The 12,458-nt window shown below is 48.2% G+C and carries 10 protein-coding genes; 7 read left to right on the top strand and 3 right to left on the bottom strand.

Features of this window, described 5'->3' with window-relative positions; genetic code table 11:
• Positions 1 to 3 precede the first annotated feature (3 nt).
• Both ACN0T0_RS15950 and ACN0T0_RS15955 read left to right on the top strand, forming a co-directional pair.
• Positions 4 to 1,677 carry an ATP-binding cassette domain-containing protein gene (locus ACN0T0_RS15950; RefSeq protein WP_417227729.1) on the top strand — a complete coding sequence of 558 codons (1,674 nt, stop codon included), beginning with the start codon at positions 4 to 6 and terminating at the stop codon, positions 1,675 to 1,677.
• Positions 1,677 to 3,008: an HlyD family type I secretion periplasmic adaptor subunit gene (locus ACN0T0_RS15955; protein ID WP_417227730.1), complete on the top strand. Its 1,332-nt coding sequence runs from the start codon at positions 1,677 to 1,679 to the stop codon at positions 3,006 to 3,008. Before ACN0T0_RS15950 ends, ACN0T0_RS15955 begins: the two co-directional genes overlap by 1 nt.
• 158 nt (positions 3,009 to 3,166) lie before the next feature.
• On the opposite strand, the gene ACN0T0_RS15960 is transcribed toward ACN0T0_RS15955, so the two are convergent.
• Positions 3,167 to 4,078, bottom strand: a complete 912-nt coding sequence (locus tag ACN0T0_RS15960) for a LysR family transcriptional regulator (RefSeq protein ID WP_417227731.1) — start codon at positions 4,076 to 4,078, stop codon at positions 3,167 to 3,169.
• A gap of 204 nt (positions 4,079 to 4,282) precedes the next feature.
• Between ACN0T0_RS15960 and ACN0T0_RS15965 the strand changes: the two genes are divergently transcribed.
• The 5 genes from ACN0T0_RS15965 (at position 4,283) to pobA (ending at position 10,359) form a co-directional block, all read left to right on the top strand.
• Complete coding sequence (locus tag ACN0T0_RS15965) at positions 4,283 to 5,332, top strand: amidohydrolase family protein (RefSeq protein WP_417227732.1); 1,050 nt, start codon at positions 4,283 to 4,285, stop codon at positions 5,330 to 5,332.
• A gap of 207 nt (positions 5,333 to 5,539) precedes the next feature.
• Positions 5,540 to 6,478 carry a VOC family protein gene (locus ACN0T0_RS15970; protein WP_417227733.1) on the top strand — a complete coding sequence of 313 codons (939 nt, stop codon included), beginning with the start codon at positions 5,540 to 5,542 and terminating at the stop codon, positions 6,476 to 6,478.
• Positions 6,479 to 6,527: 49 nt separating this feature from the next.
• Positions 6,528 to 7,613, top strand: coding sequence for a fumarylacetoacetate hydrolase family protein (locus ACN0T0_RS15975; protein WP_417227734.1), 1,086 nt, complete (start codon positions 6,528 to 6,530; stop codon positions 7,611 to 7,613).
• Between the two features lie 189 nt (positions 7,614 to 7,802).
• Entirely contained in the window at positions 7,803 to 8,873 is a 1,071-nt protein-coding gene (locus ACN0T0_RS15980; RefSeq protein ID WP_417227735.1) for a Rieske 2Fe-2S domain-containing protein, read from the top strand.
• A 280-nt stretch (positions 8,874 to 9,153) separates the two neighbouring features.
• Positions 9,154 to 10,359: a 4-hydroxybenzoate 3-monooxygenase gene (pobA, locus tag ACN0T0_RS15985; protein ID WP_417227784.1), complete on the top strand. Its 1,206-nt coding sequence runs from the start codon at positions 9,154 to 9,156 to the stop codon at positions 10,357 to 10,359.
• A 74-nt stretch (positions 10,360 to 10,433) separates the two neighbouring features.
• Here the strand turns inward: pobA and rarD are convergent, their stop codons facing one another.
• Positions 10,434 to 11,330, bottom strand: coding sequence for an EamA family transporter RarD (rarD, locus tag ACN0T0_RS15990; RefSeq protein WP_417227736.1), 897 nt, complete (start codon positions 11,328 to 11,330; stop codon positions 10,434 to 10,436).
• Positions 11,320 to 12,327, bottom strand: a complete 1,008-nt coding sequence (locus ACN0T0_RS15995; protein WP_417227737.1) for a hypothetical protein — start codon at positions 12,325 to 12,327, stop codon at positions 11,320 to 11,322. The genes rarD and ACN0T0_RS15995 overlap by 11 nt, the downstream gene beginning before the upstream one ends.
• Between the last annotated feature and the right edge of the window lie 131 nt (positions 12,328 to 12,458).

Consider the following 12,458-nt stretch of genomic DNA (forward strand, 5'->3'; position numbering starts at 1 on the left):
TAAATGAAGGAGTTCTACCGGCGTCTCACTCAGGAGAGACGCCTCGCTATCGAAGTACTCGTTGTGTCACTGATCATCAATATGTTGGGTCTAGTGTCATCGTTATATAGCATTCAGGTGCTGAATCGATATTTAGCATTGGGGATTGATGAAACACTGATTACGCTGACATTGGGTGCACTTATCGCTATCGGGCTTGAGGTCTTTCTCCGTGGCGCACGACATAATGTGGTGAAGTGGCTCTGTCGAAAGTCTGATAAGCAAATGGCGCAAGCGGCTATGCATGCGATTACGACCAGCCGTTATATGTCGTTTGAAAACTTACCCGCAGAGGCGCGGCGAGAGGCATTGAGTGGGCTGAATACGGTGCAGATGTCATTCGGACCGCAAAACCTGTTATCAGTGGTTGATGGTCCGTTCGGATTGATTTTCGTGCTGTTTGTCTTTTTGCTGAGCCCTGTTGTGGGGCTAGGTGTGTTGCTATTAACACTATTGATTGCCGCACTGACATGGTTGCTTTATAACGCCATCGACGATCCGTCTAAGGGGCTGATTAAATCTGTTGTCTCTTGGGGACGGTTACAGAATGGGCTGTGTTCGAGTTCTGAACTGACGCGGGCTTTTCCAACTCAGGCGTTGATTAGCACTAAGTGGGATGAAAATGTCCAAGATGTAACACGCTTCCGAGGAATGGTGGCTGGCTTGCAGGGGCATATCGGTACCATTGGTATTATCAGTGCGGCACTTGGCAGTATTGTTATTTTCGGTTTAGGTTCCCGGGAAGTGCTGGCGGGTAACCTTGATGTGGGCTCATTAATTGGCGCCAGTATTCTCGGTTCTCGGGCGATTGGCCAGTTGAACCGCGTGATGCAACTGGTTGAACCGGTAAAAAGAGGACTGCGTTCTCTCGAACTTCTTGGCCAGCTTGCGCGCTTGCCACGGCAGAATGAGCAGGGCATGAGTCTGACGCATGTGAAAGGGGATATTACCTTTGAAGACCTTGCCTTTGCTTATGCAGGGCAGCCTGTACCGCTGTTTGAATCTCTCGATTTTAAACAACCACCAGGCACTGTTTTGGTGTTTAAAGGCAGCAATGGTGCGGGTAAAACCACCTTTGCTCGCTTATTGAGTGGGCTGCTTGAGCCTGCCAGAGGGCGAATTAAAATTGATGATATGGATTTAAGGCAGGCCTCTCAGGAGTGGTGGAGCCAGCAGTTAAGTTATTTCCCCCAGGAGCCAGCGTTTTTGGATGGCTCATTGCGAGAAAATCTCTCAATGGGGGCGGATATTGCTGATGATCGGTTAGTTGAGGTTATGCAAGAAGTGGGTTTGGGGGCTTTTTTACAGAACAGTAAAGAGGGACTTCTGATGCCGCTTTATGCGAACGGAGCTTCCCTTTCTATGGGGGTTAGGCGGCGTATTACCTTAGCGCGGGCGCTATTGGTCGATGGCCAAATTGTCATCTTTGATGATCCGACGGAAGCTTTGGATAGCCAAGGCTGTATCGCGGTTGCCAATATTCTTAATCGATTAGTGAAGGGGGGAAAAACCGTTGTTGTGATGACGAATGAGCCTTTTATTATCAAGGCAGCAAACTTTATGATCGATCTTGATAGCAAGCCGCAGCCGACGGTTGTTCATGCCGCGCAAATAAACCATGAGGCGGCTGAAGACTGATGGCAAATAATCAATTAATCGGTAGGTTAAAATCGTACTTTGCACCGGCACATGATCCCGATGATATCACCAGCTTGTTTTCCAGCCGGGTGCATATCTGGGGGCTAAGTATCCTGCTGTTTGCTTTGGCATTGTGGGTCTCCTTTTTTACCCTCGATATGGCCAGTCGCTCCGTGGGTGAGGTGGTGCCATCGACACTGACTAAACCGATACAACACTTCGAAGGTGGTATTGTTCACGCGATTCTGGTGTCTGAAGGGCAGCGAGTCGTGAAGGGGCAGCCGCTGGTGGAGCTAAAACGTGTTGCATCCGAAGCCGACCTAGGGGTCGTCGAGAAACGTATACGCTCACTCGAAATTCGAATGATGAGAATTCGGGCGCAGCTTGCCGGTGAACAATCTTTCCCCGTACCAAAAGGCTATTCGCAACAGGATGCTCAACAGGTCAATAATGCTAATCAGATTTTGACCGCCGCGTTCGATCGCTATCACTCCACAGAGGATCGTTTGTCCCGCTTGATTGAACAGCGGCAGGCAGAATTGCGAGAGTTAAAATCGAGGGAGTTGCATCTTAATCAGAAGTTACGCTTACTCAGAGAGCAGGTGAGTATTAATAATGCACTGCTCAAAGATGGTTTGGTCACTAAGTATGAGCAATTAAACTTATTGAAAGAGGAGCGAACGGTGACCGGTGCAGTGGCTGAGATCCGTTCGACCAAACAAAGTGCCGAGGCCTCGATAGCCGGAGCAAAGTCTGAATTAGAGTCTTTTAGGTCAACAGAGACTGAAGCGTTAGAAACGGAGTTCTCAGAAACGAATATGGAGCTTGAGGAGCTGAAAGATCAGCGCTTGAAGCTAACCGATACTCAGGATCGGCTGATTGTTATGGCGCCTTCCGATGGAGTGGTATTAAATCTTAATGTCTTGGGGCCTGGAGTGATTGTGAAGCCTGGTGGTACCTTGATGAACCTAGTGCCGGTGGATGATCCTTTAGTGATTGAAACCCGTTTGCCGGTGGGGGATGTTGGTTTGGTCAGAGTCGGTCATCGGGTACGGATGGAATTGATGTCAGGCACGGCCCGAGGGTTCCGGCCTATCACGGGTAAGGTGGTTTCGGTGAGTGCTGATCGCATGATGGATAATGATGGCATGCCATTTTATAAGGTCAGAGTGAAGCCTGATTCCTATGAGTTTATTCGTGGCGTGCAATCGTTTCGCTTGATTCCCGGAGTACGTGTTCAGGTATCGATATTGGTGGGTACACGCACGGTTGTTAGTTACCTGTTCGAGCCGTTTATGTCGATCTCTCAAAATGCACTGATTGAGCCTTGAGTCGACGTCATCTTAAAGCAGTGTTATCTCACGTAGAGGCACTGCTCAATACCTCTGCTGTTTTCCTGAGTCATGAGCGTTAGGTGATGCTAGATAAGGGCAGAGGTTGTTTTAACTGTTCGGCTTAAGTTGACGTCGGGCTGAATATCAACCGTTGTTTATGACTTTTTATCTAGCTCTTGGCTGCTGGTTTGCAATAGGCCTGCTAACCATTGCAACCCGGGGTCAGAGTCCCTGACGTTATGCCACTGGATCCCCTCGACAATCTCCGGGAAGGGGGTCCAGGTTGGGTGTAGTTTGATGGGATATAACTTGGCGAAATGCAGAGCATAGCGGCGATGCATTGTCGCCAGTCGCTTGGTACCGATGATCGCCTGACAGAGTGCACCAAATTCAGGTAGTTGCACTTCTACGCGGCGTTTCCAGCCGTTTCTGTCAATATAATGGTCTGCAATCGAGGGGCGCCGCTCCGGGCCAAACGCGGCAATGGCGTGACCACAGGCGAAAAAAGTATCCACATCTATCTCTTCAAAACCGGCTTCATCCCAACTGATGATCACCTCATCATCCCGCCAAAGTTCTGTAAAGGTATGATTCGACAGTGCCAATGTATCGACGGTTAGCAGTAGATCTATTTCGGCGCGATCAAAGCGGTTAATGGTTTGTTCGCTTGGGGGGACGATCTCGAAGGTCACTTTAGGGGCTAGGGTTGCCGCTTTAGCCACTACATTGCCGAGCAGGATAGTGTAGGCGTAATCCGAGGCGGATATCACGAAGTGACGTGCGGTGGTGGCCGGATCAAAACTGCCAGCCCGGGTGATTTCGCCCCTGATTTGCAGCAGTGCTCGGTGTACCGGTTCCGCTAGTGCCTCGGCTTTAGGCGTCAGAAACATGCGGCGACCACGTTGCACGAGTAACTCATCATTAAAGTATTCCCGCAGTCGCTTAAGAGCCCCGGTCACCGCCGGTTGGCTCAAGTGAATGCGTCGCGCCGCCGCCGAAACGTGTCGCTCCTCAATCAGTGCCTCAAGGGCAACCAGTAGGTTTAAATCTAATCCGTCAAATCGCATTGGGCTAATCTATCAGCGGCACTTATAGCTTGCAAGGTTAATTATGATTGGACGCTTATATGTGTTAGATGGGAAATTAGACCATCAGTCTTTATATCTATGTGTGCGTTTAGCACCGCGAAGTCGCATAACGGTTTCTGCAACTGATTTTCTTTGTGTGTACCTTCGTCATTATAAAAATAATAGTTAATGGGGTTTTAATTCATGAGTGTTGTTAGTTGTGCAGATCAAAATTTAATTCCGGTTGAGCGTAAAGGCAAACACTTGGTGGTGGATATCCATTGTCATTTAAATGTGTCCGCTGCGGATGGCATTGTGCAGGTTAATTACCCGGGACCACCGCCGGGGATTAATGAATTTTCATGTGCTAAAACCTTAGAGGTTAACCGTGCTCAATTTGGCACAATCGGTGCGACACTCAATGGTGTAGAGCAACGTATTAAGGATATGGATCGGTTGGGCATTGATGTCCAAGCGATGTCTCCGAATCCGGGCCAATATTTTTATTTCACGGATGCTGACATCGGTTTGCACGCCGCTAAACTGGTTAATGATGGCATTGCACAAGCGGTGGAGGCGAATCCCGATCGTTTTGTGGGTATGGGGACTGTGCCATTACAAAACGTGCCGATGGCGATTGCCGAGATGAAACGCTGTGTGCGTGAACTGAATCTACGGGGCATTGAGATAAGCTCAAATGTCAATGGTAAAGATTTACACAGCGAAGAGTTTCGTCCTTTCTTTGCTGCCGCCGAGGCGTTGGGTGTTCTACTCTTTATTCATCCGTTAGGTTTCACCCAAGCTAACCGTATGACGGAATACTATTTTAATAACCTGATTGGTAACCCCTTGGAATCCACGTTGGCTGTGGGTCATCTGATTTTTGGCGGTGTGTTGGATCGCTATCCCGGTTTGAAAATCTGTGTTGCGCACGGTGGCGGTTATATTCCGGGCTACTGGGGACGTATGGATCATGGCTGGCGTGCACGGGCCGATTGCAGCGAACATTGTCAGCACCTGCCATCGAGTTATCTGCGTAAGCTATGGTTCGACACTCTGGTGTTCGATAAGGATCAACTCGATTCTTTAGTGCGTACTCAAGGGGCTGATCGTTTATGCCTCGGTAGCGATTATCCTTTTGATATGGCTGAACCAAACCCAGTTGAGTTCCATCAGCATCTTTGTGATGGGGATAAAGCCAAAATTATGGGGCTAAATGCGGCGGATCTATTGGGATTAACATTGCGAACCTGAGTTATTTGGGGGGCACCTATAGTGAGTACTGATAACTTAACCTATAAGTAATGCGAATAGCTTGATGGTTTTTATTATATTGGACGCTGATAGGTTAGGCGCCTATATTGATCCAACCTTTAGTCGAGTCGCGGTTTCGATGAGTAAGTGATTTGTGGTGTGCTGCTGACCGGTTCAAAAATAAAATAAAAAAGGAGTAACCCTTATATGCGTCTTAAAAGCCCTCATCATGTGAGATTTCAGGTGCAGGACCTTGCTCAAACTGAAGCGTTTGCGCAAGATTTTGGTCTATTGACCGTTGAGCGAACCGAGCAGCGTTTAGTGATGCGCACAGGCGGCGGTGACGCCTTTGCTTATGTCGCCGAAAAGGCCGACGAACCCCGTTTTATTGGCCTCGCGTTTGAGGTTGAAAGTGAAAGTGATCTGCGTCATGCGATTGATGAACATGGCGCTTCGCCCATTCGTCAATTGACGACTCCCGGCGGTGGTGTGGCGGTGACCTTGATGGATCCAAATGGTTTCGAGATTGATTTGGTCCATGGCATTGAATCTGTCGCAGCAGAGCCCGCGTATGCCTCGCTTATTATGAACTCGCCACAGGAATACGCGCGCGAAGGCCGTTTTGAACCTAAGCGTCCGATGGGGCCGGCAAAACTATTTCGTTTAGGCCATGTGGGATTGTTTGTGCCAAGTTTTGGAGAAAGCCTCCCTTGGTATCAAAAGGTGTTAGGGCTTATTCCGAGTGATGTTTATCACATCCCGGGTCAGCCGCATGCCCAGATCGTTGGCTTCTTGCGTCTTGACCGTGGTGAAGAGTTGGTCGACCACCATGTTATTGCCTTGATGCAGAGTCAAACAGGTGAAAGCGCCTGCCATCATATTAGTTTCGAAGCACAAGATTTCGAAGCGCAATTTATGACGCACCGCTTCTTAGAATCGAAAGACTACGAATTGGTGTGGGGCGTCGGACGTCACCCCCATGGTAGTCATATTTTTGATGTATGGCGTGACCCGGATCGTAACCGTTTTGAAACTTTCTCAGATACCGACCGGATGAAAGCCAGTGATGGTTCACGCGTACACAATATTGCTGATGTCGAAATGGATGTGTGGAGTTCAGAGCCACCAGATCGCTACTTTAGCTGATCGCCATGTTCGCACACAGTAAACAGCATTGAGTAGAGGAATACAGTTTATGAGCTCAAAAGAATTTACGGCATACCAGGTACAGCCTGCAGTAGAGCCAGAGAATATTGACCCGATTACCGGCCTCGTCGAGGGGACTTTTGGTATTGGTACTTATCAAGCACGGGGCGAAGGTGAACTCCCGTTTCCAGGTTTAGTGTTGCCCGGTGGCAATGTGTTAAATCTGTCGGATCGTTATGTGGATACCCATGCGATCTTTAATGATTGGGATCGTGCTCTTGAATGGGCTAAATCATTAGCCGAAAAGCAAGATCGTCCCGCACAATCGTTTCAAGATCTGATTATCTTGCCGGTGCTGGCTCATCCTAATATGCTATGTGCCGCATCGAACTATCGTCAGCATGTTGCTGAGATGATGACGTTCAACAAGTTTAACCAAGATAAGCGCTTGCCAGGCGAAGACGATGAAGCGTTTTTCAAACGCAACTATGAAGAGGTCGATCGTCGCGGTCGTGAAGGCACACCTTTCTTTTTTGTGGGTATGCATTCAGCTTTATGTGGCGCGAATGATGATGTTCCTTTACCACTCGTTGGCGATCAACCGGATTGGGAGTTAGAACTTGGTATCATCGTTGGAAAAAGCGAGCGTTATGTTAGGCCTGAGGACGCAGAAAACCTGATCGCGGCTTATGTCATGGTCAACGATATTGGTACGGTGGATGAATTTAAACGGGCTGATATTAAGTTTAACTTCGACTGGATCAGTAAATTCCAGCCTAACTTCAAACCGTTTGGCCCTTTTGCGGTGCCGAAAGAGTTTGTTGATCGTCAAAAAATGCAGATTAAGTTGAATGTTAACGGTGAGAAGCGCCAAGACTGGCCCGCTGAAGATATGATTTTTTCACCTAGTCAGGTGCTGTCCCATGCGTCTGAGCGGATCAAGTTACTGCCCGGCGATCTGATGATTATGGGGTCTCCTCCGGGTAACGCCGCCACGCTCGGTGGTTTATGGCTGAAGCCGGGAGATGTTATGGAAAGTTCTATTACTTACCTTGGCCGTCAGCGGAATAACATTGTCGAAGAGGAAACTAACGGACGTACGCCAACTTACGGCCCATTTAAAACGGAATGGTAAGTGAGTCGTTCGCTCTCTATTGAGCGTTCTGTTATGACTTGAGTCTATGTATACCAGAACGCTTTAAGCGCTGCAGGGGTTAACCCATGGGCGCTATTTTTGGGTTTGCTAAAACGAGTCTATTTGAATCGCAAGAGCTGCTCAAAAAGCACAACAAATATAAAAATATAAATTGGGGAATATTTAATTATGTATCCATACAAATATGAAAGCTCAATTGTTCGTAACCGTTGGTATATAGCGGCGTTTTCGAATGAGATTTCACGCGAACCTATCGAACGCACCTTATTGAATAAACCGGTTGTGATGTATCGCAAAGAGAATGGTACGCCGGTAGCGATGTATGGCTTATGCCCTCACCGTTATTATCCTTTAGCAAAAGGACGGCTTGAAGGTGATGCTATTGTGTGCGGTTATCATGGCTTTACCTTTGCGGATACGGGTGAGTGTGTTGATATTCCCTCCCAGGACAGTGTCAAAGCTAAGTTTTGCCAACCGGTGTATCCATTAGAAGAACGCGGCCCCCTTTGCTGGATCTGGATGGGCGATCTTGATCAGTGTGATACGAACTTGATTCCCCCTTACGAAGACTTTGGTCTAGGCCTGCCCGGTTGGCATTACAGTTCAGAAAACTATTTTCTGCTTAACGGTCGTTCGCAACTGTTAATTGACAACCTAATGGATCTGACTCATCTGCCGTATGTGCATCATCATGTAGGTGGTGGCGAAGCGATGAAAAAAATACCCCTGAAGACTGAAGAGCGTGAAAGAAGTTACCGCATTGTGCGCAGTGGTAAGGCGCCATGGAACCCCTTCTTCACCGAGGTGTTTGGTGCTGAGGCGGCCTATGAAGGGCTGGCAGACTTTGACTCATTGAGTGATTTCTATGGTCCAGAATTGATTAAAACCAGTTTGCCGATTGTGACTAAGTTGGCGGGTCACGATACAGTGCCTGAGGCGTTGGGGGCGTTATTGATTCTCCATGCGATCACTCCTGAAACAGAAACAACCACCCATTACTTTGGTTTTTCTGTACGTAATTTTAGGCAGGGTGATGAGGCGTTAGACCGCTTCCAACAAGAATCTGATATCACCATTCGTCAGCAGGATGTCGATGCGATTAATGCGGTTGAAGAGCGTTTAGACGTGGCGGCGAGTGTGCAGAAAGAATTGCTCGCACTTGCGGATGTGCCCGCAGTGCAGGCGCGTAGAAAAATTGAGGCGATGTTGGCTAAGGAGTACGGCCAGCAAGACACTTAATTTAAATCAGGCTTTATTCTTAAATAAGCCTTAGCTGAGTCATTGCGATATTGGGATCCTCATTGAGGGTCCCTTTTTTCGTTTTCGGGGTATTTGAGTGTGAAGTGTCGCTCACTGGTGAATATCGAGAGTGCGGGCTAAGGGGTAAACTGTTTAAAAAGTACAATCAATAGATCTAATCGTCTATTTTTTGCACGCCGGGTTCCCGGCAGTATAGATCTCTATTAATTCGAAGCATTGTGGTTTAAAGCTGCTAAGACAAGAGATGATTATGAATACTATAAAAACTCAAGTTGCAATTATTGGTGCGGGCCCTTCAGGGCTATTGCTAGGTCAGTTGTTAGCGAAGCAGGGCATTAGTAATATTATTTTAGAACGGGTAACGGGTGACTATGTCTTAGGGCGCATTCGCGCGGGTATTCTGGAACAAGGGTTTGCTGACTTGGTGCGTGAGGCGGGTGTTGCTGAACGCATGGATCAAAGTGGTGATGTCCACCATGGCTTCGAAATTTCCGCTAATGGCCAGCGTCATCATATTGATCTGCAAGGACTGACCGGCGGTAAAACCGTGGTTTGTTATGGTCAGGTCGAGATTACTCAAGATCTGATGAACGCCCGTGAAGCGGCAGGTCTGACGACCTATTATGAAGCCTCTGCCGTGCAGCCGCACAATGTTACCTCAGACACACCTTCGATCACCTTTGAGCATGGCGGTGAGCAGTATGAACTACAGTGTGACTATATTGCCGGTTGTGATGGTTTCCACGGCATTTCTCGCCAGACCATTCCCGAGGAAAAGCGCACCGAATATGAACGCGTCTATCCGTTCGGTTGGTTAGGGCTGCTGAGTGATACGCCTCCGTGTAATAGTGAGTTGATCTATTGTAAACATGAGCGTGGTTTTGCGCTGGCGAGTATGCGTTCCGAAACCCGCTCCCGTTATTATCTGCAAGTGCCACTGACCGATAAAGTTGAAGACTGGTCTGATGATGCATTCTGGGATGAGCTGAAAAAACGTCTGCCAGCAGATGTGGCGGACAATATGGTTACCGGACCTAGTATTGAAAAGAGTATTGCGCCGCTGCGATCATTTGTTTGTGAACCGATGCAGTATGGGCGTTTGTTTTTAGTTGGTGATGCTGCGCATATTGTGCCTCCGACAGGGGCGAAAGGACTTAACCTAGCGGCTTCTGATGTGGCGACGCTGTATAAAATCATGACGCGGGTTTATCAGGAGAATGATCCTGAATGTATTACCCAATATTCGGCGATTGCGCTGCGTCGGGTTTGGAACGGTGAACGTTTCTCTTGGTGGATGAGTAATATGTTGCATAACTTCGGTCAGATGGAAACCGGTGATATGGATGCGGCAACCTTTAAACGCTTTATGGATTCAGAGCTGGATTACTATCTAAACTCTGAGAACGGCCGCCGGGTAATTGCTGAGCAATATGTGGGTCTGCCGTATGAAGAGTTAGCGCCCTGAGCTATCAGCGAAGGTTTGATTTTATGTAAGCAATACCGGCGAAAGCCGGTATTTTTTTGTCTGATAGGGGCGCGCTAAAACGCGCTCTGTTTGTTTTTCCACAGACCTTCGGCGGTAAAGAAGATTAAGCCGGCCCAGATAAGGGCAAAGGTGACTAGGCGATTAGCATCCAGTGGTTCATGGTAGACCAGTACCGCTAATAAAAAGGTGATGCTTGGTGCGGTGTACTGTAGCAGCCCATTGAGGGTTAATGTTAGCCGGCGGGCCCCCGCAGCAAAGCAGATCAGCGGTAGGCTGGTGATAATCCCTGCAGCAATTAGCAGTAGGTCCATATCAATTCCTTGGGTTAAAAACGTCAGTTGGTCGTGCTGCTCTAACCAGAATAGATAGAGTAGGGCAAACGGGCTGATCAGTAAGGTTTCGATTAACAGACCGGAAAATGGGTCAACGACGATACGTTTACGTAATAAACCGTAGATACCGAAACTGCAGGCGAGAAACAGTGCGACCCAGGGCAGGCTGCCAAGTAATACCAATTGATATCCGACACCAGCGACCGCCAATAGAATAGCGATCCATTGTCCTCTACGTAGGCGCTCGCCGAGAAAGATCATGCCTAACAGTAGGCTGATCAAGGGGTTGATAAAATAACCGAGAGAGGTTTCCAGAATCCGTCCCTGGCCAACGGCCCAAATAAACACCAGCCAGTTCAAGGAGACAAAGATAGCGGACATGGCAAGGCTGACCAGTAAGCGTTTTTGGCGCAGGTTGCCGACCAGTGTTTGCCAACGGCCCGATACCATAATAAATAATCCAAGGAAGACCAGCGACCAGATAATCCGGTGACACAGCACTTCAAAGGGACTGACCTCAGCAACACTTTTAAAGTAGATGGGAAACAGCCCCCACATGCCGTAAGCGGAAAGGGCAAACAACATGCCTTTTTTTAGCTCTTGCGTATCAGTTTGCATTGAGACGTCCTATGCCGGTGTTGTCGGGCGTATTGAGTAACCAGCGATGCTGGAATGTCTTTGAGGTACGGTTTAGCCAACGGGTCATAATAGCAACAAAGACAAAACTGAAGGCAAGGCGTGTCCAGAGTACGCCGGATAGGTCTGCACCGAGGGTCATAACCAGTAAGGTGTCTTCGATAATGCTATGACTCAGGCTGAGTAGGCAGAGTGCCGAAAAGCAGTCTTTGGGGCTGATATGTCCACTCTGGGCTTCTCTTATTAGTAGTCCGCCTCCGAAAGATAAGCCTAAGGTGACGCCAATAATCGTTAACGAGGTGGCTTGGGTGCTAATCCCCAGTAGTTTCAACAGTGGTTGCAGTAGCCAGATCATCAAGCGTTCAATATGCACCCAGCGCAGAAAGCGTAGCAGACTCATTAGCGCGGTGATAATCACAATGATCATAATAAAGCTCTTAAGTTGATTAAGGCCCCAACTCAATAAGCTGTTATCGGTGACGGGTTGTTGCCAGATGAGGACCACTGGCTGCTGTAGCCAGTCGGCCCACTGATAGCTGTAGTGGAGTAACATGCCGAGCGCCAATGCCGATAACAGACGGATGAGCAGCGCGACTATTATTTTTACACCAGCCTTTTGCACGATACGTAGCTCTATCGGTAGGCTGTGGGCGATCAACATCATGCTGCTAAGCACCGTGACTTGGGCGACAGTCAGATGTTCCTGCGGGGCTAATTGAAAAAAGATCAGCATACCGCCGTAGATATTGGTTAATAGCGTGGTGGTCCAGACGAGGCCCATTGAGTCGGGTAAGCCGACTAGCTGCATAATAGGTTCTAATGCCAAGCTGATATAGGGAATAGCGCCGAACTCTTCTAATGCTTTGACAACCAGTAACACTGGAATCATGATTTTAAAGAGTAGCCAGCAGACCTCATAGATCTCCCGTGCCAACTGGGGCAGGGTGCTATGGAAAAATTGATTGAATAACTGTCGCATAAAAGAGGTTCCGCTAAGGCTGGGTAACAGAAGGCTAGTCTAAATGAGAATTCTGTCCTATGATTTCAATGAGTGGCTTCAAACGAAATAATATTGCAAATTTCATCATCAAACTTTCTAAAAGTTAACAA

Source organism: Amphritea sp. (assembly GCF_048266285.1).
Lineage (GTDB): Bacteria > Pseudomonadota > Gammaproteobacteria > Pseudomonadales > Balneatricaceae > Amphritea.

Bases quoted from the DNA above. Each gene is read 5' to 3' on its own strand.
- ACN0T0_RS15980 (WP_417227735.1), top strand. From the start codon at position 7,803: ATGTATCCATACAAATATGAAAGCTCAATTGTTCGTAACCGTTGGTAT.
- ACN0T0_RS15975 (WP_417227734.1), top strand. From the start codon at position 6,528: ATGAGCTCAAAAGAATTTACGGCATACCAGGTACAGCCTGCAGTAGAG.
- ACN0T0_RS15965 (WP_417227732.1), top strand. From the start codon at position 4,283: ATGAGTGTTGTTAGTTGTGCAGATCAAAATTTAATTCCGGTTGAGCGT.
- ACN0T0_RS15970 (WP_417227733.1), top strand. From the start codon at position 5,540: ATGCGTCTTAAAAGCCCTCATCATGTGAGATTTCAGGTGCAGGACCTT.
- ACN0T0_RS15955 (WP_417227730.1), top strand. From the start codon at position 1,677: ATGGCAAATAATCAATTAATCGGTAGGTTAAAATCGTACTTTGCACCG.
- ACN0T0_RS15960 (WP_417227731.1), bottom strand. From the start codon at position 4,078: ATGCGATTTGACGGATTAGATTTAAACCTACTGGTTGCCCTTGAGGCA.
- ACN0T0_RS15950 (WP_417227729.1), top strand. From the start codon at position 4: ATGAAGGAGTTCTACCGGCGTCTCACTCAGGAGAGACGCCTCGCTATC.
- rarD (WP_417227736.1), bottom strand. From the start codon at position 11,330: ATGCAAACTGATACGCAAGAGCTAAAAAAAGGCATGTTGTTTGCCCTT.
- ACN0T0_RS15995 (WP_417227737.1), bottom strand. From the start codon at position 12,327: ATGCGACAGTTATTCAATCAATTTTTCCATAGCACCCTGCCCCAGTTG.